The organism is Protaetiibacter mangrovi (assembly GCF_024752305.1).
Classification (GTDB): domain Bacteria; phylum Actinomycetota; class Actinomycetes; order Actinomycetales; family Microbacteriaceae; genus Homoserinibacter; species Homoserinibacter mangrovi.
This window is the reverse complement of sequence record NZ_JANTHX010000001.1, coordinates 30339-53793: the sequence shown is the minus strand read 5'-3', so window position 1 is coordinate 53793 and position 23455 is coordinate 30339. Positions and strand designations below refer to the sequence as shown.

The window sequence follows — 23455 nt, the reverse complement described above, 5'->3', positions numbered from 1 at the left end:
CCGCAGCACGCGTTCACAACCTCACGAGGAACTACAGCTAGCGGTCCCGTATCCCGCCGGCGGTTCAGCGCGCGAGCACCGCCGCGCGCTCCGGATGCGCGGCGAACCAGTCGGCGACGTACCAGCACGTCGGGGTGATGCGGCCGCCCGCGCGCTCGACGTCGTCGACGGCGAACTCGACGAGGCGGGCCGCGTACCCGTGACCGCGCTGGTTCGGCACCGTCACCGTGTGGTGGAACACCACGCTCGTCCCCTGGTCGCGGTACTCCAGCACGCTGAGGATCGCCCCGTCGCGGCGCAGGGTGTACCGATGCGCGTCTGGTTCGTGCGCCAGCTCGATCGCCATGCTGCCAGCGTAGGCACAGATCGGCTCGTAGGCTGGCACGGTGGGCATCCGTGACATCCCCCTGACGACCATCGACGGCGCGCCGACGACCCTCGCCGACTACGGCGACAAGGCCGTCATGGTCGTGAACGTCGCCTCGCGCTGCGGCCTGACGCCCCAGTACGAGAAGCTCGAGCAGCTGCAGAGGGACTACGAGGACCGCGGCTTCACCGTGCTCGGATTCCCGTGCAACCAGTTCATGGGGCAGGAGCCGGGCAGCGCCGAGGAGATCCAGGAGTTCTGCTCCACGACCTACGGCGTCACCTTCCCGCTCATGGAGAAGACCCGCGTCAACGGCTGGCACAAGCACCCGCTCTACGCGAAGCTCACCCAGGTGCCGGATGCCGACGGCAAGGCGGGGCGCGTCAGCTGGAACTTCGAGAAGTTCCTCATCGCGCCCGACGGGACGGTCACCCGGTTCCGTCCCAAAACGCAGCCCGACGACCCGGCCGTGATCTCGGCGATCGAGGGCGCGCTCCCGGCCTGAGCGCGCATCCGCAGCGGGCACTGGTGCTCGCGCGCCGCTGTCCCTAGCGTGATGCCGTGGACGAGCACGAGGCGGGCGGGGCCGGTGAGGCCGTCGCCCCCGAGCCGCGGGTCCGCGCCCTGCTGCTGCTCGCGCTGCCCGCGCTGGCGGTCGGCGTCGGATCGGCGCTCACCCTGTGGGTGCTCGACGTGGCCTCCGATGCCCTCGGCGAGCTGCTCTGGACGATCGTGCCGGACGCGGTGGGCGTCGCGAACGGGAGCCCGTGGTGGACGATCGCCGTGCTCACCGCGACGGGGCTGCTCGTCGGGCTGACGCTGCGGTTCGTGCCCGGTCACGGCGGGGCCGACTCGGCCACCACCGAGTTCGACAGCCCGCCCCCGCCCGCGACGGCGGTGCCGAGCATCGCGATCGCGGTGGTGCTGGGACTCGCCGGCGGGGTGAGCCTCGGCCCCGAGAACCCGATCATCGCGATCAACGGCGCGCTCGCCGTCGCGGCGTTCGCACGGGTCTCCCGCCTCGTGCCGCAGCGCCTCGCGGTCACGCTCGCGGTCGCGGGCACCATCGGCGCGCTCTTCGGCACCCCGGTCGCGGCCGCCCTCGTGCTGACGGGGGCCGTCGCCGCGATCCGGGGCGGGGGGTCGCTGTGGGACAAGCTCTTCCTGCCGGTCGCCTCTGCCGCCGCCGGGGCCCTCACGATGCGGATGCTCGGGGTCGACTCGATGCAGGTCGACGTCGCGCCCTACACCGACCCGCAGCTGCTCGACCTGGCCACCGGTTTCGCGGTGGCCGCCGCCTCGGCGCTGCTCGGCATCGCGGCCGCGTTCGCGTTCCCGTACCTGCACCGGCTCTTCCACGCGCTGCGCGATCCGGTGGTCTTCACGACGCTCGGCGGCGCGGTGCTGGGGGCGCTCGCCGTGCTCGGCGGGCCGCTGACGATGTTCAAGGGGCTCGAGCAGACGGCCGAGCTCGTGCACGAGGCCGGGCGGTACACCGTCGGCGCGCTCCTCGTGCTCGCGGTGGTCAAGGTGATCGCGCTGCTCGTCGCGGCGAGCTCCGGGTTCCGCGGCGGCCGCATCTTCCCGGCGGTGTTCGCGGGGGTCGCCATGGGGCTGGCCGGCCACGCGCTCATCCCCGGCATGCCGATGGGGCTCGCGATCGCCTGCGGCGCGCTCGGGATCGTGCTCGTCGCGACCCGCGACGGCTGGATCGCCATCTTCCTCGCCCTCACGATCACCGGCGACGTGGCGCTGCTCCCGCTGCTGTGCGTCATCACCCTGCCCACCTGGCTGCTCGTGACGAAGGCACCGCACCTCGAGGTCGAGGCGGACGCGCGGCGGACGCCTCAGTAGCCGCGCAGGCGCTCGATCTCGCGGCGATCGCGCTTGGTGGGACGCCCCGTCCCGCGATCCCGCTCGGCGAAGATGGTGCGCTCCTCCCGCGGGGGTGGAGCGGGCGTCAGATCGTCGAAGGCGGCGGCGGCGAGCGGCGCGCTCACGCGCTTCACGAGCAGCTGTCGCACCACCAGGATGCGCGCCCCGTGCGGGGTCACCACCCGCACCTCGAGGCCGGGGCGCACGAGCTGGGCGGGTTTCGCCGTCTCGCCGCCGACCTTGACGTGCCCGGCCTTGCACAGGGCCGTGGCCGCCGAGCGCGACTTCGTCACCCGCACCGCCCAGAGCCAGGCGTCGATGCGCACCGCCGCGTCAGCCATCCGCGGTCCCCGCGCTCCCGTGCGGCGGCTCCGGGCGCACCCGGGAGCCCTCGTCGCGCACGGTCTCGACGAGCGCGCGCCACGGCCCCTCCACGGCGCTCTCCGGCAGCTCCGCGGACCGCGCCGGTCCGGGCGCGAGCACCTCGATGCGCCACAGCATCCGGTCGGGGCCGTCGTCGCGCACGAGCAGCCCCGGGCCGTCGTCGTCCCACGGGCACGCGTCGACGAGCGGCTCCCACCGCCGGGCGTCGGGTGAGGCCACAGCCCAACCGCGGCGCATCCCGGCGACTCCGCCGGAACGCGTCACCCGGATGTCGACCGCGGGGGAGTCGCGATCGGGGTCAGGCTCGTCCGCCATCGATCGTCACTCCCACACCCTCCCAGCCGGCGCGTACGGCGTCGACCTCCGCCGACGCTCCACCGTAACGCGCGGCCGCGGCCCGCGCAGTCGCGGCCGCGAACCCCGCGAAGTCGACGTCGGGGGCGAGCGACCCGGTCAGGGTGTCGTACCAGATGAGGCCCGCCCGCTCCCACGCGTGCCCGCCGAGCGCGTCCGCGACCAGCACGAAGGCCCGGTTGGGGATGCCCGAGTTCAGGTGCACCCCGCCGTTGTCGTCGGTGGTCTCGACGTAGCCGTCCAGGTGATCCGGCTGCGGGTCCCGTCCCAGCACGTCGTCGTCGTAGGCGGTGCCCGGATGCCGCATCGAGCGCAGCGCACGGCCCTGCACCTCGGGGGTGAAGAGCCCCTCGCCGATGAGCCAGCTCGCCTCGGCGCTCGTCTGCGTCGCCGCGTGCTGTTCGACGAGCGCGCCGAAGACGTCCGAGATCGACTCGTTGAGCGCGCCCGACTGCCCCTGGTACGCGAGCCCCGAGCTGAACTGCGTGACCCCGTGCGTGAGCTCGTGGCCGATCACCGAGAGCGAGCGCGTGAACCTCTGGAAGACCTCGCCGTCGCCGTCTCCGAAGACCATCCGCTCGCCGTCCCAGAACGCGTTGTCGTAGAGCTCGCCGTAGTGCACGGTCGCGCGCAACGGCAGTCCGGCCCCGTCGATCGAGTTGCGCCCGTAGACCTCGGAGTACAGGTCGAAGGTGGCGCCGAGACCCTCGTAGGCCTCGTCGGCCGCGAGGTCGCCCGTCGCCGGACCTCCCTCGCGGCGCACCACGCGACCCGGCAGCCGCTCGCGCCCTCCGGCGTCGGCGATCTCGCGGTCGGGGGCGTCGGAGAGCTCCGCGACGAGGGTGTCGCCGTCGATGCTGAGGGTGAGCCGCGCCGAGCGGCGCGGCGCGTCCAGGCGCAGCGTGCGGCGGGCGGCGGCGGATGCGGCGGGGAACCGCTCCGAGTCGGCAGAGGCGATCCGGGCGAGCAGGTACGGGGGGACGATGCTCTGGACCATGCGGGGGAGCCTACGCCGCACCCCCGAGACCGCTCCGGGCGGGGCCCCGCCCGCCCCACGTAGGCTGGCGCCATGACCCGAGCCCCCCACGATCCGCGCGCGCGGCGACCGCACGGGCCGGGCGACGCCTGGGTCGAGGGGGCGCAGGGCCGGTTCTGGGGTCGCTTCGGCGCGGCGGGACTGCTGCTGGCGCATCCGGATGCCGGCGTGCTGCTGCAGCTGCGCGCCGAGTGGAGCCATCTCGGGGGCACCTGGGGGATCCCGGGGGGCGCCCGCCACGACGAGCACGAGACGGCGGTGGCCGGCGCGCTGCGGGAGGCGGACGAGGAGGCGGGCGTGCCGCAGCACCTCGTCCGCGTGCTCGGCGAGGCGGTCTGGGATCTCGGCTACTGGTCGTACACGACGGTGTACGGGCGTGCCCTCGAGCACTTCGAGCCGGTGATCGGCGACGCCGAGAGCGTGTCGCTGCGGTGGGTGCCGTTCGCCGAGGTGGAGCGCCTGCCGCTGCATCCCGGGCTGGCGGCCGCGTGGTCGTCCGGGCGGGACGCGCTCGCCCGACTCGACCCCGAGCTGGCCGCCGCGATCCGGGGCTAGCGGGCGAACGCCTCCGCCTGGGACTCTGCCTGGGCATCGTCGGCGAGCGACGACTTCCAGGCGACGAGGCCGCGCACCGTCGGATCCTCGTCGTCCGCGAGCCGGTCCATGACGTCGGCGGGCACGAAGTAGTTCACGGCGACCCAGCCGCGCACCGTCGCCGAGGCGTCGTCCGCGAGCTCGCGAAGCACGTCGCAGGGCGTCGTGGTGTTGCGGGCCACGCAGGCGCGCACGCCCTCGTCGGCGTCATGCGCGAGCACGCCGTAGAGCTCGGTGGGCACGTGATACGAGCTGGCTGCCGCCTCCCGGATCTTCGGGTCGGCGTCCGCCGCGAGCAGCCGCAGGCGCCGGATCTTGGAGTCGGTCACCGGGGGCGCGGGATGCTGCGCCGCGGCCTCCTCGGGGGTCAGCATGCTCGGGGCGAGCGCCGCGAGCTGCGCCCGCTGCGCCGGGGTGTTGAAGCGGATGCACGACATCCCCCCACGCTAACGCCGGAGCCGGGCGCGGACCCCGTCGTGATGACGGCGAGTCCGCGCCCGGCTCCGGCGCTTCGCTGCGGTTCGCGTGCTACACGCGGCGCCCGCTGATGAAGCGCAGCAGCAGCACGATCGCCGCGATGACGAGCAGCACGATCCCCACCCAGAGGAGGAAGTTCAGCGACTGCACGAATCCGCCGGTGAACAGCAGGATCAGGGCCACGATCGCGATGATGATTCCGAGGATGTTCATGATGGCGTCTCCTTCTCCGCCTCCCTGGTGGGGGAGCGGTCACACGGTCGCGGTGCCCGCCGGGGTGCCGGTGGCATCCGTTCGACCGTGATCAGTCAAGCGCCGTCCGCGAAATCGCGAAAACCCCTTGACCTCAGCCCTCGGCTACCGCTACGGAGCGCTTCGGGAACCATGGCACGACGGGCGACACGCGGGCCTGGTAGTCGGTGTACTCGGGGTACTTGCTGCGGGTGATCGACTCGGTGAAGACCGTCGAGCCGACGAACAGCACGGTCAGCAGGCCGGCTCCCGCGACGGTCCAGATCAGCACCGAGCCCGCCGCCACGGCGCCGAACAGGAAGACCAGCCACCACTGGGCCTGCTCGAAGAAGAAGTTCGGGTGCCGCGAGACGCGCCAGAGGCCCGTCTGCACGAACCGTGCCGACGGCTCCCGCCCCGCCTCGATCTCGGCGCGCTTGCGGGCGTGGAAGTCCCACTGCTGCTGGTCGGCGATCGTCTCGCCCGCGAGCGCTCCGAGGAACAGCACCGTGAGGATCGCGTCGAGGGGACCGAACGGCGCCGGGTGCTCGAGGGCGGTCAGCGCCGGGAGGGTGATCAGCACGAGCAGCGCGTTCTGGTACAGCACGATGAAGAACAGGTTGAACAGCTGGAAGCGTCCGGGCGACATCCGCGCCCGCAGCACCGCCCAGCGGTAGTCCTCGACCCCGGTGTACCCGCCCTTGCGGGCGAAGTTGAAGGTCAGCCGCGCACCCCACAGCGTGACGAGCACCGCCATGACGAGCAGCCGCGCATCCGCGAATCCCGCCCCCGCGGCGAAGATCCAGACGTAGACGACCGGCACGATCGACCAGATCCGGTCGACCCACGAGGTGTCCTTCGTCACGAGGGAGGCGATCCAGCACAGGGCGCTGACGGCGGCCGCGACGGCGAGGACGACGAGCATCGGGTTCATGGCGGCATCCTACGCATCGCTAGACTCACGACGAGGAGGTCGGATGCAGGTGGTCAGCACGCGGATCGTGACGATCCCCAATGTGCTCAGCGCCGTGCGCCTGGTCCTCATCCCGCTGTTCCTGTGGCTGCTCGGGAGCGCCCAGTACGGCTGGGCCCTCATCGTGATCGTCGTGTCGAGCCTGACCGACTTCGTCGACGGCTTCATCGCCCGCCGTTTCAACCAGGTGAGCCGGCTCGGGCAGATCCTCGATCCCGCCGTCGATCGGCTGTTCATCTTCTCCACGCTCATCGGGCTCGCCTGGCAGGGGTTCCTGCCGTGGTGGCTGGTGGCCGTCATCGTGTTGCGCGACCTCGGCATCGTCGCCCTCGGTCCGGTGCTCGCGAGCCACGGCTACGGCCCGCTCCCCGTGCACCATCTGGGCAAGGTGGCCACCTTCTCGCTGCTCTTCGCGCTGCCCACCCTGGTGCTCGGCGCGGCCTTCCCGTCGATCGCGGCCTTCAGCGATCCGGTGGGCTGGGCGCTCGCCCTGTGGGGTGCGTTCCTCTACTGGTGGGCCGGGGCGATCTACCTGCGCGAGACGCTGCGGCTGGTCCGCGATGAGCAGGTGGCGCAGGCTCCCGCATCGGATACTCTGGGGGATTGAAGGAGGGCGCCATGGTCGACGACGCCACTGATGGTCCGGGGAGCACGGGCGAACCGGACGCGGTGAACACCCCCGCGGTGCCCGATCCGGCGTCCAACGACACGACCGCCCACTTCACCGAGGACTTCCGCACGCAGCTCGCGGCGATGGAGGCGGGCGTCTCCGACGAGGAGCAGGACGCGATCGCCGCCCTTCCCTCCGGCTCTGCCCTGCTGGTGGTCCGCCGCGGTCCGAACGTGGGTGCCCGCTTCCTCCTCGACGCCGACACCACCGTCGCGGGGCGCCACCCCGACGCCGACATCTTCCTCGACGACGTCACCGTCTCGCGTCGTCACGCCGAGTTCGTCCGCACGGGCAGCGCCTTCCAGGTGCGCGATCTCGGCTCGCTCAACGGCACCTATTTCGACGGCGTGCGCATCGACTCCGCGCTGCTGAGCGACGGCGCCGAGGTGCAGGTGGGCAAGTTCCGGCTGACGTTCTACGCCTCGCGCGCCGACCGGGTTCCGACCCGCTGATGCCGGCGTCGTCCGCGGCCCGCTCGCAGAGCGGGTCCCCTCTTCTCAGCATCGGCCAGGTGCTCGCGCGCCTCAATCCGGAGTTCCCCGACCTCAGCCCCTCGAAGCTGCGGTTCCTGGAGGAGAAGGGGCTCGTCAACCCCGCGCGGACCGAGTCGGGCTACCGCAAGTTCTCGGCCGCCGACGTCGACCGCCTGCGCCTGATCCTGTCGATCCAGCGCGACTACTTCGTGCCGCTCAAGGTCATCCACCGCTATCTCGCCGAACTCGACGCCGGTCGCGAGCCGGTGCTGCCGGGCGGCGCCAAGGTGGCCGCGCCGTCGATGCTGCCGAGCGAGCGGCGACTGAGCCGCGACGAGCTGGTCCGCGAGGCGGGCGCCAACACGATGCTGCTGCAGGATGCGGTGTCGGCGTCGCTGATCGTGCCGGCCGACCACTACGGCGACGATTCGCTCGCCGTGCTCAAGGCGCTCGTCGAGCTGCAGCGCTCGGGCATCGAACCGCGTCACCTGCGCGGATTCCGTGCCGCGGCGGAGCGCGAGCTCGGCCTCATCGAGTCGGCGCTCATCCCGATCGCCCGCCGGAAGGACGCGTCGAGCCGGGCGAAGGCGCAGGAGCTGGCACGTGAGATCGCGGTGCAGCTCGAGGTGGTGCGGTCGAGTCTCATCCGCTCCGCTCTCGGGAGGCTCTGAGGTCGATCGCGGGGATTTCCCCGCGACACGCCGCGCACTCGTGCGGATGTGATTGATGGTGCCCCTCCGGGTGGGTACCGTGGACAGCGACAGCGAGTCTGAACTTCAACTTCAACCTGAAGGTTAAGAAGACGGGCGCGCACCGAGGAGGACGGTCGACATGAGCGACACCGGCGAGCAGAGCGCGCGCGACGCGGGGACGCGGTACGACCTCGGCCTCCTCTTCACCGACGGCCTGCCCGACCTCGACGACACCGCGGGCTATCGCGGCACCGTGGCGGCACGCGCCGCCGGCATCAGCTACCGGCAGCTCGACTACTGGGCGCGCACCGAGCTCGTCGAGCCGACGATCCGCGGCGCGGCGGGCTCCGGATCGCAGCGCCTCTACGGCTTCCGCGACATCCTGGTGCTCAAGCTCGTCAAGCGGCTCCTCGACACCGGCATCTCGCTGCAGCAGATCCGCACCGCCATCGGCCAGCTCCGTGAGGCGGGGGTCAACGACCTCGCGCAGACGACCCTCATGTCCGACGGGGCGAGCGTGTACCTGTGCACCTCCGACGACGAGGTCATCGACCTCGTGAGCCGCGGCCAGGGCGTGTTCGGCATCGCGGTCGGCAAGGTGCTCCGCGAGGTCGAGTCGAGCCTCGTGGAGCTCGACTCCGCGAGCGTCGACCCCGCGGACGAGCTCGCCGCGCGACGCGCCAAGCGCGCCGCCAGCTGACAGGCGGGCCGGTCGGCACGACCGACAGCGGGTCCACCTAGTTGGTGGGCTGCACCTCGGCGATGCGCGAGGTGCGCAGCACGCGCTCGAGCAGCACGTCGAAGTTGTGCGCCATCTCCTGGGCGCCCTCGCCCGGCCACACGTGCAGGGGCTTCGCGGCACCCTGCGCCTGCTGCAGCGAGGTGCGCTCGGGCAGCTGCGGCGACATCACGAGCGGCCCGAACATGTCGCGCAGCTCCTTGATGCGGAACTGGTGCTCGAGCGACTGGACGCGCGCGCGGTTCACGATGATGCCGAGCGGCTGCAGGCGGGGCGAGATGCCGCGACGGATCTCCTCGATGGCGCGCAGGGCGCGGTCCGCCGCGGCGACCGAGAACAGGCCCGGCTCCGTGACGACGACGACGCGATCCGACGCCGCCCACGCCGTGCGGGTGAGCGCGTTGAGCGAGGGAGCGCAGTCGATGAGCACGAGCTCGTACTCCTTCTCGACGTGCGCGAGCGCCTCCTCGAGCTTCCAGATGTCGCGGATCGACGGATGCGGTCCGTCGAAGTTGATCGCCGACGGGGATCCGATGAGCACGTCGATCTTGCCGGTGCGACCGCGGGTCCATCCCGAGGGGGCGATCGCGGCCCGCACGATCTTCTCCTTGGGGGACGCGAGCACGTCGGCGACGTTCAGGTGTCCGGCCACGTTGATGTCCATGCCGGTCGACACGTCGGACTGCGGGTCGAGGTCGACGACGAGCGTCGAGATGCCGCGAGCGAAGGCGGCCGATGCCAGGCCGAGCGTGACCGTGGTCTTCCCCACGCCCCCCTTGAGGGAGCTGACGCTCAGAACGTGCACGAGAAGCCACCCTACCTTCACTAGTCTGAAAGAACCCAAAACCCCCGAGCTCGACCGGCCTCTCGGCAGGAAGGACCGCATGTTCTCGAAGATCCTGGTCGCCAACCGAGGTGAGATCGCCATCCGCGCCTTCCGCGCGGCGTACGAACTGGGGGCGCGCACGGTCGCCGTGTACCCCTGGGAGGATCGCAACTCGATGCACCGCCTGAAGGCGGACGAGGCGTACCTGATCGGCGAGGAGGGGCACCCGGTCCGCGCGTATCTCGACGTCGACGAGATCATCCGCGTGGCGAAGGAGTCGGGCGCCGACGCGATCTACCCGGGGTACGGATTCCTCTCCGAGAACCCGGAGCTGGCCGCCGCGGCGGCGGCCAACGGCATCACCTTCATCGGGCCGGGCGAGCACGTGCTCGAGATGGCCGGCAACAAGGTCACCGCCAAGGAGCACGCGATCTCCGCCGGCGTCCCCGTGCTGAAGTCGACGCCCGCGACGACCGACATCGAGGAGCTGCTGCGCGGTGCCGACGAGATCGGCTTCCCGGTGTTCGCGAAGGCGGTCGCGGGAGGCGGTGGCCGCGGCATGCGGCGCGTCGACACCCGCGAGGAGCTGCGCCCGGCGCTCGAGGCCGCCATGCGCGAGGCCGACAGCGCCTTCGGCGATCCCACCATGTTCATCGAGCAGGCGGTCGTGCGGCCGCGTCACATCGAGGTGCAGATCCTCGCGGACGCGACGGGCGAGACCTTCCATCTGTTCGAGCGCGACTGCTCCGTGCAGCGCCGTCATCAGAAGGTCGTCGAGATCGCCCCGGCGCCGAACCTCGACGACTCGATCCGGCAGGCCATGTACCGCGACGCCGTCGCGTTCGCGAAGTCGATCGGCTACGTCAACGCGGGCACCGTCGAGTTCCTGCTCGACACCGCGGGCGAGCGCGCCGGTCAGCACGTCTTCATCGAGATGAACCCCCGCATCCAGGTCGAGCACACGGTGACCGAGGAGGTCACCGACGTCGACCTCGTCCAGTCGCAGATGCGGATCGCGGCGGGCGAGACGCTCGCCGAGCTGGGCATCCGGCAGGACGAGCTGCGCCCGCGCGGATTCGCCATCCAGTGCCGCATCACCACCGAGGACCCGGCCGCCGGCTTCCGCCCGGACACCGGCAAGATCACGACCTACCGCTCGCCGGGCGGCGCGGGCATCCGCCTCGACGGCGGCACGGTCGCGGCGGGCGCGCAGGTCTCGCCCTACTTCGACTCGATGCTCGTGAAGATGATCTGCCGGGGGCGCGACTTCCCCTCGGCCGTGCGCCGTGCGCGCCGCGGGCTCGCGGAGTTCCGGCTGCGGGGCGTCGCGACCAACATCCCCTTCCTGCAGGCGGTGTTCGACGATCCGGAGTTCCTCGCGGGCGACGTGTCGACCTCGTTCATCGAGGAGCGCCCGTGGCTCGTGCGCGGCCGCGAGTCGCGCGATCGCGGCACCAAGATCCTCAACTGGCTGGCCGACGTGACGGTCAACCAGCCCAACGGCGACGGCGCGGGGGCGATCGACCCCGCGATCAAGCTGCCGGAGGTCGACCTCGCGCATCCCGCACCGGCCGGCTCGCGGCAGCGGCTGCTCGAACTCGGCCCGGCCGGATTCGCCGCCGCGCTGCGCGGGCAGACCGCGCTGGCCGTGACCGACACCACGTTCCGCGACGCCCACCAGTCGCTGCTCGCGACGCGGGTGCGCACCAAGGACCTCGTCGCGGTCATGCCGCACGTCGCGCGGCTCACCCCCGAGCTCCTGTCGGTCGAGGCCTGGGGAGGGGCGACCTACGACGTCGCCCTGCGCTTCCTCGGAGAGGACCCGTGGGAGCGGCTCGCCAAGATGCGCGAGGCGCTGCCGAACATCGCGATCCAGATGCTGCTGCGCGGGCGCAACACGGTCGGCTACACGCCCTACCCCACGGAGGTCACGGAGGCCTTCGTGCAGGAGGCCGCCGCGACCGGCGTCGACATCTTCCGCATCTTCGACGCCCTGAACGACGTCGACCAGATGCGCCCCGCGATCGACGCGGTGCTCGCCACCGGGTCCACGGTCGCCGAGGTGGCGCTGTGCTACTCGGGCGATCTGCTCGACCCCGCCGAGGACCTCTACACCCTCGACTACTACCTGGCCCTCGCCGAGAAGATCGTCGCCGCGGGCGCGCACATCCTCGCCATCAAGGACATGGCGGGTCTGCTGCGCGCCGGTGCCGCCGAGAAGCTCGTGGGGGCGCTCCGGGAGCGCTTCGACCTCCCCGTGCACGTGCACACCCACGACACCGCCGGCGGCCAGCTCGCGACGCTGCTCGCGGCGAGCCGTGCCGGCGCGGACGCCGTCGACGCGGCCAGCGCGCCGATGGCGGGCACCACGAGCCAGCCGAGCCTCTCGGCGCTCGTCGCGGCCACCGCGCACACCGAGCGCGACACGGGCCTCTCGCTGCAGGCGGTGAGCGACCTGGAGCCCTACTGGGAGGCGGTGCGGCGCGCGTACAAGCCGTTCGAGTCGGGCCTGCCGGGCCCCACCGGACGCGTCTACCACCACGAGATCCCGGGCGGTCAGCTCTCCAACCTGCGGCAGCAGGCGATCGCGCTCGGCCTCGGCGACCAGTTCGAGAAGGTGGAGGACTGGTACGCGGCGGCGAACCGCATCCTCGGCCGTCCCACCAAGGTGACGCCGTCGTCGAAGGTCGTCGGCGACCTCGCCCTGCAGCTGGCGGCGACCGGCGCCGACCCGGCCGACTTCGAGCAGAACCCCGACAAGTACGACATCCCCGACTCCGTGATCGGCTTCATGGCGGGCGAGCTCGGCGACCTGCCCGGCGGCTGGCCCGAGCCCTTCCGCACCAAGGTGCTCACCGGGCGCGAGGTGCGCATCGGGGTCGAGCAGCTCTCCGCCGAGGACCGCGCGGGTCTCGCCGGCGACACCGCGGCCCGCCGCTCGACCCTCAACCGCCTGCTCTTCGCGGGGCCGACCCGACAGTTCGAGGAGGTGCGCGAGCAGTTCGGCGACCTCTCCAACGTCGACACGGTCGACTATCTCTACGGCCTCAAGTCCGGGGTCGAGCACACCGTCGACATCGGCCCGGGCGTCGACCTCTTCGTGGGCCTGGAGGCCATCGGCGAGGCCGACGAGAAGGGCATGCGCACGGTCATGACCACCCTCAACGGGCAGCTGCGCCCGGTGTTCGTGCGCGACCGCTCCATCTCGGTGCAGACCGCCAGCGCCGAGAAGGCCGACAGCACGAAGCCCGGTCAGGTCGCCGCGCCGTTCTCGGGCGTCGTCACCCTCAAGGTCGCCGAGGGCGACGAGGTCGAGGCCGGGCAGCCGATCGCCACGATCGAGGCCATGAAGATGGAGGCCGCCATCACCTCGCCCGTCGCGGGCACCGTGAAGCGGCTCGCGATCCTCGCCACCCAGCAGGTCGACGCCGGAGACCTGCTCGTCGTCGTCGAGTAGGGTCGGCACCATGGTGCGGAACACGGCGGGGGAGGACCCCGGGGTCGGCGGCGCGCCGCTCGCGGGTGCGGGCGACGCCGAGCTCGCCGCGGCCCTGCCCGAGAGCCTCACGGTCTCGATCGAGCTCCCGGCGGAGCACCGCGAGCTGCCCGAGGACGAGGAGCAGGTCGCCCTCGACGAGATCGTGGCCATGCCCGGATCCGTCGCCCCGATCGGCTCCGACGCGGGCATCGCGACGGGCATCGGCACGATGTCGATCGAGGTCGTGCCCGACCTCGTGCACGTCGCCGACGAGGAGGCGGTCCCGACGGCCGAGTCGCCGATCGTGCCGCTCCCGGGAGACGACGAGATCTACTCGCGGAGGGATCGCAAGCGGGGCATCGCCGCATCCCCGGAACCCGCGGCCATGCTGACGCCCGACCGTCTGCTGGAGCCCAAGCGCAACAGGCACGCGCCCGAGGGCCCGTGGCCGGCCTTCGTCTACGCGAGCACGCTGCACCTGGTGAACATCGGCGACTCGCCGAAGGTGCGCGAGCGCAAGGCGCTCGACGCGCGCATCGCGAAGCGCTTCGAAGGCGGAACCCGTTTCGTGCCCGTGCTCACCCGCAAGGGGGGCGTGGGCAAGACCACGGTCACCACGCTCCTCGGGATGGCGCTGTCGGACGTGCGGGAGGACCGCACGATCGCCGTCGACGCCAACCCCGACCGCGGCACGCTCTCCGAGCGGATCGCCAAGCAGACCCGGTCGACCGTGCGCGACATCGTGACCCATGCCGCCGCCATCAAGGACTTCAGCGAGTTCTCGACGCACGTCTCGCGCGACGAGACACGGCTCGACGTGCTCGCCTCCGACACCGATCCGCTGCTCTCGGAGGCCTTCGACGAGAACGACTACAACGTGGTCGCCGACCTCGTGTCGCGGTACTACTCGATCTGCCTGACCGACTGCGGCACCGGCATCGTGCACTCGGTGATGCGCGCCACGCTGCAGCGCGCCGACTCGATCGTCGTGGTGTCGGGAGGCAGCGTCGACGAGGCGCGGCTGGCATCCGAGACGCTCACCTGGCTCGAGGCGAACAACTACGGCGAGCTCGTGCGCAACGCGGTGGTCGCGATCAACACCGCCACCCACGGCACCAACCTCGTGAAGCTCGACGAGATCGACGCGCACTTCTCCTCCCGGGTGCGCGCGGTGGTGCGCATGCCCTACGACCCGGAGCTCGCGGCGGGGTCGGTCGTGCGCTGGGAGAACCTCAAGCCCTTCACCCGGGCCTCAGCCCGCGAGCTCGCCGCGCTCGTGATGGACGGCCTGCCGACGAACAGAAACGCATGACCGAACGACAGATCCGCCTCTTCGGCGACCCCGTGCTCCGCTCCCGCACCGATCCGATCACCGATCCGGGTGACGCGCGCGTGCGCGCGCTCGTCGAGGACCTCGTCGACACCGTCGAGGCGCCCGGTCGTGCCGGGGTCGCGGCCACCCAGATCGGCGTCGGTCTGCGCGCGTTCAGCGTCAACATCGACGGCGACATCGCCTACGTCATCAACCCGGTCCTCGAGGTCTCGGGTGAGCCCGAGCCGGTCGACGAGGGCTGCCTCTCGGTGCCGGGCTTCTACTTCCCGCGGCTGCGCCACCCGTGGGCGCGCGTCACGGGCGTCGACGTCGACGGCAACGAGGTCGTGCTCGAGGGCGACGGCCTCATGGCGCAGGCGCTGCAGCACGAGACCGACCATCTCGACGGCAAGCTCTACATCGAGGGGCTCGAACCCGAGACCAAGCGCGAGGCGATGCGCGCCATCCGCCAGGCCGACTGGTTCAGTGCTTGAGTGAGATGCCCTCCGTGATCGGGGCACCCGAGTAGAGCTCCTCGATCACCGGGGCGAAGTCCTTCACGATGACGTTGCGCTTGATCGACATCTTCGGCGTCAGGTGCCCGGAGTCCTCGGTGAACTCGGTGTCGAGGATCGTGAACTTGCGGATCGACTCGGCTCGGGACACCTTGGCGTTCGCGACGTCGATCGCCCGCTGGACCTCCGCGCGCACCTTCGGGTTGCGGGCCGCCTCGGCGAGGCTCATGTCGCCCGCCTCGCCGTTGTTGTTCAGCCACACCGGCAGCATCTCGGTGTCGAGCGTGATGAGCGCCGAGATGAACGGCTTCTGGTCGCCCACGACCACCACCTGGCCGACGATCGGGTTGGCGCGGATCGGGTCCTCGAGCGCCGCGGGCGAGACGTTCTTGCCGCCCGCCGTCACGATGATCTCCTTCTTGCGGCCCGTGATGGTGAGGTAGCCCTCGTCGTCGAGCGTGCCCACATCACCCGTGTGGAACCAGTCGTCGGTGAACACCGCGGCGGTCTCCTCGGGCTTGTTCCAGTAGCCGCCGAACACGTCGACGCCCTTCACGAGGATCTCGCCGTCCTCGGCGATCCGGATGCCGATACCCGGCAGCGGGGTGCCGACCGTGCCGATCTTGAACTTCGACACGACGTTCACGGTCGCGGGGGCGGTGGTCTCGGTGAGGCCGTAGCCCTCGAGGATCTTCACGTCGAGGCTGCGGAAGAAGTGCCCGAGACGCAGCCCGAGCGGCGCCGAGCCGGAGACGGCGTACTTGATACGGCCGCCCATCGCCGACTTGAGCTTCGAGTACACGAGGCGGTCGAAGAGCGCGAACTGCGCCTTGAGCCCGAACGGCACGCGACCCGCGTCGAGGGCCTTCGAGTGGTCGATCGCGACCTGGGCCGCCCGCTGGAAGATCTTCTGCCTGCCGCCCGCGGCCGCCTTCTGCTCGGCCGAGTTGTAGACCTTCTCGAACACGCGCGGCACGGCGAGGAGGAAGGTCGGCTGGAAGCTGCCGAGAGCGGGGAGGAGCTGCTTGGTGTCGGCCTGGTGGCCCACCTTGACACCCGCGTGGACGCCGAGGATCGAGATGAACCGGGCGAAGACGTGAGCCGTCGTGATGAACAGCAGGGTCGAGGCGCCGGGCTCCACGACCTCCTTCATCGCCACCGCGGCGTTGCGCGAGAGCTCGACGAAGTTCGAGTGGGTGAGGATGCAGCCCTTGGGCGTGCCCGTCGACCCGGAGGTGTAGATCAGGGTGGCGAGGTCGGAGCCCTTCGCCGCGCTGCGGCGGTCCTCCACCTCGGCGTCGGTGACCTCGCCGCCGCCCGCGACGAGCTTGTCGAGGTCGCCGAGGTGCAGCTGCCACACCTTCGTGACCTGAGGCAGGTCGGCCGCGACCTCGTCGAACCGGGCGAAGTGGTCGGGGTTCTCGACGATGATCGCGCTCGCCCCGGAGTCCTGCAGGGTGTACGCGATCTGCGCGGGAGCCGAGGTCTCGTAGATCGGCACGAGCACGGCGCCGGCGAACCAGGTGGCGAAGTCGACGAGCGTCCACTCGTAGCGGGTGCGGCAGATGAAGCCGATCTTGTCGCCCGGCTGGACGCCCGCGGCGATGAAGCCCTTCGCGAGAGCGACCACCTGTCGGTGGAACTCGGCGGTCGAGACGTCCTCCCACCCGCCGTCGGCGGTCGGGAGCGCGAAGAGCGGCGCATCCGGGCTCGCGGCAACCCGGTCGATCAGCAGATCGGTCGTGTTGGCCTCCGGGTCGGCGGGGACGACGGCGGGGACGTAGATCTCGTTCACGGCAGCTCCTTCGGTACCGGAGAGGGTCGGGCGTTGGATCAACTGTAACCCGGTGCGTCCCCCGTCAGCGCCGCCCGCACGCCCCGCTTCGGGGGTGCGGCGCGGCGGCTGGCTAGACTCGTGGCTCGTGCATGCCATCGGAATCGACATCGGCGGGACGAAGATCGCGGGCGGCCTCGTCGCCGAGGACGGCGCGATCATCCGGCAGGAGCGTCGCCCCACCCCCGCGGGCGACGGGGGAGCCATCATCCAGGCGGTGGTGGAGGTCGTGGAGAGCCTGCGATCGTCCGAGCAGGTCTCCGCCGTGGGCGTCGCCGCGCCGGGGTTCATCGACGCCGCGCAGTCGACCGTCTACTACACGCCGAACATCCCGTGGCGCAGCGAGCCGCTGCGCGCCGACCTCTCGGCGCGGCTGCCCGGACTCGACATCACGATCGACAACGACGCCAACGCCGCGGGGTGGGCGGAGTACCGGTTCGGAGCGGGGCGCGGCTACCGCGACATGACGCTGCTGACCATCGGAACGGGCGTGGGCGGCGCGATCGTCGCCGACGGACGCCTGCTGCGCGGCGGCTTCGGCGCGGCGGCCGAGATCGGGCACATGCGCGTCGTGCCGGGCGGCCTGCCGTGCGGCTGCGGTCAGCGCGGCTGCATCGAGCAGTACGGTTCCGGACGCGCGCTGCTGCGCTTCGCCGGCGAGATCGCCGATCAGCGCGGAATCGGGCAGGCCCTCGCCGCGGCCCGCGAGGAGCACGGCGAGCTCGACGGCCACCTCGTCTACGACCTGATCGTTGCGGAGGACCCGGGCGCGCTCTACGCGCTGCGCGAGCTCGGCGGCTGGCTCGGGCAGGCGGCGGCGTCGCTCAGCGCCGTGCTCGACCCGGAGGTGTTCGTGTTCGGCGGTGGCGTGGCGGCGGCGGGGGAGCTGCTGCTCGAGCCCATCCGCGAGGCCTATCTCGCCCATCTGCCGGCACGCGGATTCCACCCCGAGCCGACCTTCGCCACCGCGGAGCTCGTGAACGACGCGGGCGTCGTCGGCGCGGCGGACATCGCCCGCCTGCACGCGTCCACCCGGAGCGCATGACGGGCACGGCATCCGGCGCTCCTAGACTCGTGTCCGGACCCGGATCGGCGGAAGGAGTGCGTCGGTGTTCTATCTGTTCCTGAAGAACTTCATCGTCGGACCCTTCCTGCTCTCGGTGTTCCGGCCCTGGGTGCGCGGCTACGACAACGTGCCCCCGAAGGGCGCCGTGATCTTCGCGAGCAATCACCTCTCGTTCATGGACTCGATCTTCCTGCCGCTCGTCGTCGACCGGCAGATCCGGTTCCTGGCCAAGAGCGAGTACTTCACCGGCCGCGGCATCCGGGGTCGCATCGTGCGGTGGTTCTTCCTCGCCGTCGGTCAGCTGCCGATCGACCGCTCGGGCGGCAAGGCGTCGGAGGCGTCCCTCAACACCGGCCTCGACCACCTGTCGGCGGGCGGATGGCTCGGCATCTACCCGGAGGGCACCCGCAGCCACGACGGACGGCTGTACCGCGGACGCACGGGCATCGCGCGCATGGTGCTCGAGGCGGGGGTCCCGGTGGTCCCGGTCGCGATGATCGACACCGAGAAGGTCATGCCCGTCGGCACGAAGATCCCCAAGGTGCGCCGCGTCGGCATCGTGTTCGGCGAGCCGCTCGACTTCTCGCGTTTCGCCGGCATGGAGGGCGACCGCTTCGTGCTGCGTTCCATCACCGACGAGATCATGTACGAGCTCGCGCATCTCGGTGGGCAGGAGTACGTCGACGTCTACGCGTCGAGCGTCAAGGGACGACCGCAGGCCAAGCCCGCCGCGTGAGCAGCCCGCGTCGGCGGCGTGATCGATGCTCGGATAGGCTCGACTGCTGGGCAGTCGCCCCGCATCCGATCACCCCGAACCAGAGGAACCTCCCGTGGTAGACCCGACCGAGCCCGTCGTGCAGGCAGATCCCGCCGTGATCGCCGGTCTCGACTATTGGCGGGAGCTGCCGATCAAGCAGCAGCCGGAGTGGTCCGACCCGGAGGCGGTGGCCGCGGCCTCCGCCGAGATCGCCGGCCTGCCGCCGCTCGTCTTCGCCGGAGAGATCGACATCCTGCGCGACCGCCTGGCACGCGCCGCGCGCGGCGAGTCGTTCCTGCTGCAGGGCGGGGACTGCGCCGAGACCTTCGCCGGCGCCACGGCCGAGCAGATCCGCAACCGGGTCAAGACCATCCTGCAGATGGCCGTGGTGCTCACCTACGGCGCCTCGATGCCGATCGTGAAGATGGGCCGGATGGCGGGCCAGTTCGCCAAGCCCCGCTCGAGCGACTTCGAGACGCGCGGAGACGTCACCCTGCCCGCCTACCGCGGCGACATCGTCAACGGCTACGACTTCACGCCCGAGTCCCGGCAGGCCGACCCGAAGCGGCTCGTGCAGGGCTACCACACCGCCGCGTCGACGCTGAACCTCATCCGCGCCTTCACCCAGGGCGGATTCGCCGACCTGCGCCAGGTGCACTCCTGGAACAAGGGCTTCGCGCAGAACCCGGCGAACCAGCGCTACGAAGGCCTGGCGAAGGAGATCGACCGCGCCGTGCGCTTCATGGAGGCGGCGGGCGCCGACTTCGACGAGCTGAAGCGCGTCGAGTTCTACACCTCGCACGAGGGCCTGCTCATGGACTACGAGCGGCCGATGACCCGCATCGACTCGCGCAACGGCACGCCCGTGAACACCTCGGCCCACTTCCTGTGGGTCGGGGAGCGCACCCGCGACCTCGACGGCGCGCACATCGACTACTTCTCGCGCATCCGCAACCCCATCGGCATCAAGCTCGGTCCGACGACCGATGTCGCCACGATGGAGCGGCTGATCGACAAGCTCGACCCCGAGCGCGAGCCGGGCCGCCTCACCTTCATCACCCGGATGGGCGCGGGGAGGATCCGCGACGCCCTGCCGCCGCTGCTGGAGGCGATCCGGAAGATGGAGGCGACGCCGCTGTGGGTCACCGACCCGATGCACGGCAACGGCATCACGACGCCGACCGGCTACAAGACGCGGCGCTTCGACGACGTGGTCGACGAGGTGCGCGGCTTCTTCGAGGCGCACCGGGCGGCCGGCACGCACCCCGGTGGCATCCACGTCGAGCTCACGGGCGACGACGTGACCGAGTGCCTGGGCGGGTCCGAGATGATCGACGAGGCGACCCTCGCCACGAAGTACGAGTCGCTGTGCGACCCGCGCCTGAACCACATGCAGTCGCTGGAGCTCGCGTTCCTCGTCGCCGAGGAGCTCTCGGCGCGCTGAGTCCGCGCGGCGCACGGCTCAGCTGAGCCGCACGCGCACCTTGTCGCCCTTGTGGAGCTCGGCGCCCGCGTCGGGGTCGATCGCCTCGACGACGGCGTCGCTCGGCGCCCCGTCGCCGAGGAGCTGGCTCTTGAGGTTCCAGTACTCGAAGCCGAGGCCCGCCTCGGTGAGCATCTTCTTCGCCTCGTACCAGGTGCGGCCGACGATGTCGGGAACCGGGATGGGCTGCGGGCCGTCGGAGACGTCGAGGATCACCGTGTCGTCGGGGTGCACGGCGCCCCGGTCGACGATGCCGATGACGGCGTCCTTCGGGACGTCGTCGTTGTAGTTGCGCTGCTCGGAGGGATCCACCTGCAGCCCGGCGGCCGTCAGCTTCGCGGTGGCGTCCTCGATGCTGAGGCCCGCGATGTCGGGGAGCGCACCCGCGGACACGACGAGGTCGACCTTCTGCCCCTCGAGCAGCGCCGTGCTGCCCTGGGAGATGTCGGTCTCGCCCACAGCGGCGCTCAGCACGACGTCCTCGGGCTGGTCGCTGAACACGTACTCGACGTCGTCGTCCCGCACGAGGTTCGCGGCGTCGACGGCGTCCTCGGCGGCCGAGAGCGTCTGCCCGGCGAGCGGACCGATCGAGGTGGGCTTCGGGCCCTTGGAGACCTGGAGGACGACGGGCGTGCCCTTCCGGATGCTCGATCCGAGGGGCGGGTCGGTGTCGGCGACGAGTCCCTGCGCCACGTCGACGCTGAACACCTCGGTGCTGTCGGCGACCTCGAGGTCGAGGGCCCGCAGTTCCGCGGTGGCGGCCTCGGGGGAGAGCCCCTTGATCGACTCGGGGATCGTCACGTGGCCGCCCGGGCCCGGCCCGAACCACCAGCCGGTGCCTCCCGCCGCGATCGCGAGCACCAGCACGAGCACGAACACGAGCCAGCCGCGCCGTCGCCGGCTGTCGCCCTTGGCGCGGAGTCGGCCGGCGTTGGGGCTGACGGGGGCGGTCTCCTGGGTCGTGGCCACCGCGCCGCGCGCGCCGAGCACCTGGGTCTCGGCCGTGTTCTGGCGGGCGGACGGGAGCACCATCGTCTTCTGCACCGCGGTCGCCGCCGTGGGCAGCGCGGTGTGCAGCAGCGTCTCCGTCTCGCGCAGCTGCTCGAGCATCACACGGGCGTCGCGCGGGCGCTCCTCCGGGTCGCGCGCCGTCGCCCACAGCACGAGCTCGTCGAGCTCGGCCGGCACCCGCGCATTCGCGTTCGAGGGCGGCGGCACCGAGTCGTTGGCGTGCTGGTAGGCGATCTGCATCGGCTGCTCGCCCTTGTACGGCTGCTCGCCGGTGAGCATCTCGTACATCATGATGCCGACCGCGTAGATGTCGCTGCGGGCATCCGCGATGCCGCGCGTGACGAGCTCGGGGGAGAGGTAGGCGATCGTGCCGAGCAGCGCGGCGCCCGTCGCGGTGTTGGCGGATGCGGCGCGCGCGAGCCCGAAGTCGCCGATCTTGATGCGGCCGTCGTCGGCCAGCAGCACGTTCTCGGGCTTGAGGTCGCGGTGCACGATCCCCGCCTTGTGCGCGGCGGCGAGCCCGGCGAGGACGGACTCGGCGATGTCGATGGTCTGCTCCGAGGTGAGCGCGCCGTGCTCCTGCAGCAGGTCGCGCAGGGTGATGCCGGGCAGGTACTCCATCACGAGGTAGGCGGAGTCCTCGTCCTGTCCCTGGTCGAAGACGTTGACGACGTTCGGGTGCGCGAGCCGCGCGGCGGAGCGCGCCTCCTGGATGAAGCGCTGCTTGAACTGGCTGTCGTCGGCCAGGTGCCCGTGCATGACCTTCACCGCGACCCGGCGCTCGAGCCGCAGGTCCGTCGCGAGGTACACCGTCGCCATGCCGCCCCGGGCGATGCGCGAGCGCACCTGGTACCGCCCGTCGATGAGGCGGCCGATCAGGGGATCGGTGGTGCTCGTGGTCACCTTTCGAGTGTAGGAGAGCGCGTCGTCGCCCCCGGGCCGCCACGCGGCCTCGGGAACCGTCGCGAGCGGCTCGGTCAGCCCAGTTGCGCCAGCCACGAGGTCGCGCTCGTCTCCCACTTGGCGTAGGCGTTCGGGTAGGCGGAGATCTGCACGGCCTGGGCAGCCTGGGTGAGGCTCATCGACTGCCAGCCGGCGATGTCGAGCAGGCCCCGCGTCTTGCCCTTGTTCGGGTTCGACGGCCCCCCGTAGAACAGCCGGGCGGCGTGCGAGGCGTTGAGGATCTGATCCGGCGTGCCCCAGCCGGTGCTCGGACGCTGCTGGAAGAGCCCGAGCGAGTCGCGGTCGCCGTAGTCGATGTTGCGCAGGCTCGACTCCTGCATGGCGGCGGCGAGGGCGATCACGATGCCGCGGTCGGGGACGCCGAGCTCGCGTCCGACCTGGATGATGATCGACGCGTTCGCGGCCATCTCGGCGGTGAGGGGCGTGACGGTGGAGCCGTCCTGGACGACGTTGACCCCGGGGATCGTGAGAGTGCGCCCCGCGTAGATGATGCTCGACCAGCCGAGGCCGTTCGCGTCGAGCAGGGCCTGGATGCTGACGCCGAACGTCCGCGCGATCGACGAGAGCGTGTCGCCCGACTTGATGAGGTAGCTCGTGTTCAGCACGGGCGCGGGTGCCGACACCACGGGCGTGGTCGGTTCCGGCGCCGACGCCGTCGGCGCGGGCGTGATCGGGGTGACCGACGAGACGTTGTCGGCGGCGAGGACGGTGCCGGGGATCGCGATGGTCTGGCCGGGGTAGATGATGCTCGACCAGCCGAGGCCGTTCGCGGTCAACACAGCCTGGGTCGAGACGCCGAACCTCGCCGCGATCCTGCTGATCGTGTCGCCCTTCTGGATCGTGTAGCGGCCGCCCGTGGTGGCGTTCGTCGAGGTGCCGGTGCTGGGGGCGACGGCGCCGCCGGTGAGCTTGAGCACCTGGCCGGGGAAGATGAGCGACTTCCAGCCGAGGCCGTTGAGGGCGAGCACGCTCGCGGTCGCCAGGCCGTAGCGCCCCGCGATCGACGAGACGGTGTCGCCGGCCTTGACGGTGTAGGTGGAGGGCGCGGCGGTCTGGGCGGCGGACGCCGTCGCGGTCGATGCGGCCGACACCACCGCGCGCACGGTGCTGCCGAAACTGGTCTTGGGCTTCTCGGGCTTGCGCTCGACGGACGGGGAGGCGTTCACGGGGGCGACGGCACCCGTGACGGCGAGCGTCCCCGCGAGCACGAGGGGCATGGTCGCCATCATGCTCTTGGTCAGCGCCGACGAGGTGCCGGCGTCGCGCACCGGGCGCGCGGGGATCACCTGAGTGGGCGTGAGCCCTGCGAACACCGCACGGGCGAGATCACCCGTCTGCTGCTCCT

General features: G+C 71.4%; 24 protein-coding genes. 13 read left to right on the top strand and 11 right to left on the bottom strand.

Annotation, left to right across the window (positions count from 1 at the left end):
- Nucleotides 1-64: 64 nt before the first annotated feature.
- Nucleotides 65-346, bottom strand: a complete 282-nt coding sequence (locus NUH29_RS00255) for a GNAT family N-acetyltransferase (protein ID WP_258796858.1) — start codon at nucleotides 344-346, stop codon at nucleotides 65-67.
- Nucleotides 347-386: 40 nt separating this feature from the next.
- Here NUH29_RS00255 and NUH29_RS00250 point away from each other — a divergent pair, with 40 nt between their 5' ends.
- Together NUH29_RS00250 and NUH29_RS00245 are read left to right on the top strand one after the other, a co-directional pair.
- Entirely contained in the window at nucleotides 387-872 is a 486-nt protein-coding gene (locus NUH29_RS00250) for a glutathione peroxidase (RefSeq protein ID WP_308445731.1), read from the top strand.
- A gap of 56 nt (nucleotides 873-928) precedes the next feature.
- Nucleotides 929-2221: an ion channel protein gene (locus tag NUH29_RS00245; RefSeq protein WP_258796857.1), complete on the top strand. Its 1293-nt coding sequence runs from the start codon at nucleotides 929-931 to the stop codon at nucleotides 2219-2221.
- Here NUH29_RS00245 and NUH29_RS00240 read toward each other — a convergent pair.
- The 3 genes from NUH29_RS00240 to NUH29_RS00230 are packed head-to-tail and all read right to left on the bottom strand — an operon-like array spanning nucleotide 2215 to nucleotide 3977.
- A complete protein-coding gene (locus NUH29_RS00240; protein WP_258796856.1) occupies nucleotides 2215-2583 on the bottom strand; it encodes an RNA-binding S4 domain-containing protein in 369 nt (122 codons plus the stop codon). The two genes, NUH29_RS00245 and NUH29_RS00240, sit on opposite strands and share 7 nt — an antisense overlap.
- Complete coding sequence (locus NUH29_RS00235; RefSeq protein ID WP_258796855.1) at nucleotides 2576-2941, bottom strand: protealysin inhibitor emfourin; 366 nt, start codon at nucleotides 2939-2941, stop codon at nucleotides 2576-2578. The genes NUH29_RS00240 and NUH29_RS00235 overlap by 8 nt, the downstream gene beginning before the upstream one ends.
- Nucleotides 2925-3977: a M4 family metallopeptidase gene (locus NUH29_RS00230; protein WP_258796854.1), complete on the bottom strand. Its 1053-nt coding sequence runs from the start codon at nucleotides 3975-3977 to the stop codon at nucleotides 2925-2927. Before NUH29_RS00230 ends, NUH29_RS00235 begins: the two co-directional genes overlap by 17 nt.
- Before the next feature lie 72 nt (nucleotides 3978-4049).
- Between NUH29_RS00230 and NUH29_RS00225 the strand changes: the two genes are divergently transcribed.
- Entirely contained in the window at nucleotides 4050-4571 is a 522-nt protein-coding gene (locus NUH29_RS00225; protein ID WP_258796853.1) for an NUDIX domain-containing protein, read from the top strand.
- Here the strand turns inward: NUH29_RS00225 and NUH29_RS00220 are convergent.
- The 3 genes from NUH29_RS00220 to NUH29_RS00210 form a co-directional block, all read right to left on the bottom strand.
- Nucleotides 4568-5047: a hypothetical protein gene (locus tag NUH29_RS00220; protein WP_258796852.1), complete on the bottom strand. Its 480-nt coding sequence runs from the start codon at nucleotides 5045-5047 to the stop codon at nucleotides 4568-4570. The genes NUH29_RS00225 and NUH29_RS00220 overlap by 4 nt on opposite strands.
- Nucleotides 5048-5138: 91 nt before the next feature.
- Nucleotides 5139-5300, bottom strand: coding sequence for a hypothetical protein (locus NUH29_RS00215; RefSeq protein WP_258796851.1), 162 nt, complete (start codon nucleotides 5298-5300; stop codon nucleotides 5139-5141).
- Between the two features lie 133 nt (nucleotides 5301-5433).
- Nucleotides 5434-6252, bottom strand: a complete 819-nt coding sequence (locus NUH29_RS00210; RefSeq protein ID WP_258796850.1) for a DUF1295 domain-containing protein — start codon at nucleotides 6250-6252, stop codon at nucleotides 5434-5436.
- 43 nt (nucleotides 6253-6295) lie between these two features.
- Between NUH29_RS00210 and NUH29_RS00205 the strand changes: the two genes are divergently transcribed.
- The 4 genes from NUH29_RS00205 to NUH29_RS00190 all read left to right on the top strand — a co-directional run bounded on the left by NUH29_RS00205 (nucleotide 6296) and on the right by NUH29_RS00190 (nucleotide 8826).
- On the top strand, nucleotides 6296-6898 hold the full coding sequence (locus NUH29_RS00205) for a CDP-alcohol phosphatidyltransferase family protein (RefSeq protein ID WP_258796849.1): 603 nt from the start codon (nucleotides 6296-6298) through the stop codon (nucleotides 6896-6898).
- Between the two features lie 11 nt (nucleotides 6899-6909).
- Nucleotides 6910-7413, top strand: a complete 504-nt coding sequence (locus tag NUH29_RS00200; RefSeq protein WP_258796848.1) for an FHA domain-containing protein — start codon at nucleotides 6910-6912, stop codon at nucleotides 7411-7413.
- Nucleotides 7413-8105: a transcriptional regulator FtsR gene (gene ftsR, locus NUH29_RS00195; protein ID WP_258796847.1), complete on the top strand. Its 693-nt coding sequence runs from the start codon at nucleotides 7413-7415 to the stop codon at nucleotides 8103-8105. The genes NUH29_RS00200 and ftsR overlap by 1 nt, the downstream gene beginning before the upstream one ends.
- A 160-nt stretch (nucleotides 8106-8265) precedes the next feature.
- Nucleotides 8266-8826, top strand: coding sequence for a MerR family transcriptional regulator (locus NUH29_RS00190; protein WP_258796846.1), 561 nt, complete (start codon nucleotides 8266-8268; stop codon nucleotides 8824-8826).
- A gap of 37 nt (nucleotides 8827-8863) precedes the next feature.
- Here the strand turns inward: NUH29_RS00190 and NUH29_RS00185 are convergent, their stop codons facing one another.
- The gene (locus NUH29_RS00185) at nucleotides 8864-9670 is read right to left on the bottom strand and encodes a ParA family protein (protein WP_258796845.1); all 807 of its coding nucleotides are present in this window, start codon (nucleotides 9668-9670) and stop codon (nucleotides 8864-8866) included.
- A gap of 79 nt (nucleotides 9671-9749) precedes the next feature.
- Between NUH29_RS00185 and NUH29_RS00180 the strand changes: the two genes are divergently transcribed.
- The 3 genes from NUH29_RS00180 to NUH29_RS00170 are packed head-to-tail and all read left to right on the top strand — an operon-like array spanning nucleotide 9750 to nucleotide 14975.
- Nucleotides 9750-13148, top strand: a complete 3399-nt coding sequence (locus NUH29_RS00180; protein ID WP_258796844.1) for a pyruvate carboxylase — start codon at nucleotides 9750-9752, stop codon at nucleotides 13146-13148.
- A 10-nt stretch (nucleotides 13149-13158) separates the two neighbouring features.
- Entirely contained in the window at nucleotides 13159-14481 is a 1323-nt protein-coding gene (locus NUH29_RS00175; protein ID WP_258796843.1) for a MinD/ParA family ATP-binding protein, read from the top strand.
- A complete protein-coding gene (locus tag NUH29_RS00170; RefSeq protein ID WP_258796842.1) occupies nucleotides 14478-14975 on the top strand; it encodes a peptide deformylase in 498 nt (165 codons plus the stop codon). The genes NUH29_RS00175 and NUH29_RS00170 overlap by 4 nt, the downstream gene beginning before the upstream one ends.
- On the opposite strand, the gene NUH29_RS00165 is transcribed toward NUH29_RS00170, so the two are convergent.
- Nucleotides 14965-16791: an AMP-dependent synthetase/ligase gene (locus NUH29_RS00165; RefSeq protein WP_258796841.1), complete on the bottom strand. Its 1827-nt coding sequence runs from the start codon at nucleotides 16789-16791 to the stop codon at nucleotides 14965-14967. The genes NUH29_RS00170 and NUH29_RS00165 overlap by 11 nt on opposite strands.
- A 127-nt stretch (nucleotides 16792-16918) precedes the next feature.
- On the opposite strand from NUH29_RS00165, the gene NUH29_RS00160 reads away from it, so the two are divergent.
- The 3 genes from NUH29_RS00160 (at nucleotide 16919) to NUH29_RS00150 (ending at nucleotide 20097) form a co-directional block, all read left to right on the top strand.
- Nucleotides 16919-17875, top strand: a complete 957-nt coding sequence (locus NUH29_RS00160; RefSeq protein ID WP_258796840.1) for an ROK family glucokinase — start codon at nucleotides 16919-16921, stop codon at nucleotides 17873-17875.
- Nucleotides 17876-17939: 64 nt separating this feature from the next.
- Nucleotides 17940-18632 (top strand): lysophospholipid acyltransferase family protein, encoded by a 693-nt coding sequence (locus NUH29_RS00155; protein WP_258796839.1) that lies wholly within the window; start codon nucleotides 17940-17942, stop codon nucleotides 18630-18632.
- A 94-nt stretch (nucleotides 18633-18726) separates the two neighbouring features.
- A complete protein-coding gene (locus tag NUH29_RS00150; protein WP_373317412.1) occupies nucleotides 18727-20097 on the top strand; it encodes a class II 3-deoxy-7-phosphoheptulonate synthase in 1371 nt (456 codons plus the stop codon).
- A gap of 18 nt (nucleotides 20098-20115) precedes the next feature.
- On the opposite strand, the gene pknB is transcribed toward NUH29_RS00150, so the two are convergent.
- Both pknB and NUH29_RS00140 read right to left on the bottom strand, forming a co-directional pair.
- Nucleotides 20116-22050, bottom strand: coding sequence for a Stk1 family PASTA domain-containing Ser/Thr kinase (gene pknB / locus NUH29_RS00145; protein ID WP_258796838.1), 1935 nt, complete (start codon nucleotides 22048-22050; stop codon nucleotides 20116-20118).
- A 74-nt stretch (nucleotides 22051-22124) separates the two neighbouring features.
- The gene (locus NUH29_RS00140) at nucleotides 22125-23339 is read right to left on the bottom strand and encodes a LysM peptidoglycan-binding domain-containing protein (protein WP_444544368.1); all 1215 of its coding nucleotides are present in this window, start codon (nucleotides 23337-23339) and stop codon (nucleotides 22125-22127) included.
- Nucleotides 23340-23455: the final 116 nt, after the last annotated feature.

Excerpts from the sequence above, each read along its gene's own strand:
- NUH29_RS00140 (WP_444544368.1), bottom strand. The coding sequence starts at position 23,339 with ATGATGGCGACCATGCCCCTCGTGCTCGCGGGGACGCTCGCCGTCACG.
- NUH29_RS00235 (WP_258796855.1), bottom strand. The coding sequence starts at position 2,941 with ATGGCGGACGAGCCTGACCCCGATCGCGACTCCCCCGCGGTCGACATC.
- ftsR (WP_258796847.1), top strand. The coding sequence starts at position 7,413 with ATGCCGGCGTCGTCCGCGGCCCGCTCGCAGAGCGGGTCCCCTCTTCTC.
- NUH29_RS00225 (WP_258796853.1), top strand. The coding sequence starts at position 4,050 with ATGACCCGAGCCCCCCACGATCCGCGCGCGCGGCGACCGCACGGGCCG.
- NUH29_RS00230 (WP_258796854.1), bottom strand. The coding sequence starts at position 3,977 with ATGGTCCAGAGCATCGTCCCCCCGTACCTGCTCGCCCGGATCGCCTCT.
- NUH29_RS00190 (WP_258796846.1), top strand. The coding sequence starts at position 8,266 with ATGAGCGACACCGGCGAGCAGAGCGCGCGCGACGCGGGGACGCGGTAC.
- NUH29_RS00210 (WP_258796850.1), bottom strand. The coding sequence starts at position 6,252 with ATGAACCCGATGCTCGTCGTCCTCGCCGTCGCGGCCGCCGTCAGCGCC.
- NUH29_RS00200 (WP_258796848.1), top strand. The coding sequence starts at position 6,910 with ATGGTCGACGACGCCACTGATGGTCCGGGGAGCACGGGCGAACCGGAC.
- NUH29_RS00255 (WP_258796858.1), bottom strand. The coding sequence starts at position 346 with ATGGCGATCGAGCTGGCGCACGAACCAGACGCGCATCGGTACACCCTG.
- NUH29_RS00240 (WP_258796856.1), bottom strand. The coding sequence starts at position 2,583 with ATGGCTGACGCGGCGGTGCGCATCGACGCCTGGCTCTGGGCGGTGCGG.
- NUH29_RS00175 (WP_258796843.1), top strand. The coding sequence starts at position 13,159 with ATGGTGCGGAACACGGCGGGGGAGGACCCCGGGGTCGGCGGCGCGCCG.
- NUH29_RS00170 (WP_258796842.1), top strand. The coding sequence starts at position 14,478 with ATGACCGAACGACAGATCCGCCTCTTCGGCGACCCCGTGCTCCGCTCC.
- NUH29_RS00180 (WP_258796844.1), top strand. The coding sequence starts at position 9,750 with ATGTTCTCGAAGATCCTGGTCGCCAACCGAGGTGAGATCGCCATCCGC.
- NUH29_RS00215 (WP_258796851.1), bottom strand. The coding sequence starts at position 5,300 with ATGAACATCCTCGGAATCATCATCGCGATCGTGGCCCTGATCCTGCTG.
- NUH29_RS00205 (WP_258796849.1), top strand. The coding sequence starts at position 6,296 with ATGCAGGTGGTCAGCACGCGGATCGTGACGATCCCCAATGTGCTCAGC.
- NUH29_RS00220 (WP_258796852.1), bottom strand. The coding sequence starts at position 5,047 with ATGTCGTGCATCCGCTTCAACACCCCGGCGCAGCGGGCGCAGCTCGCG.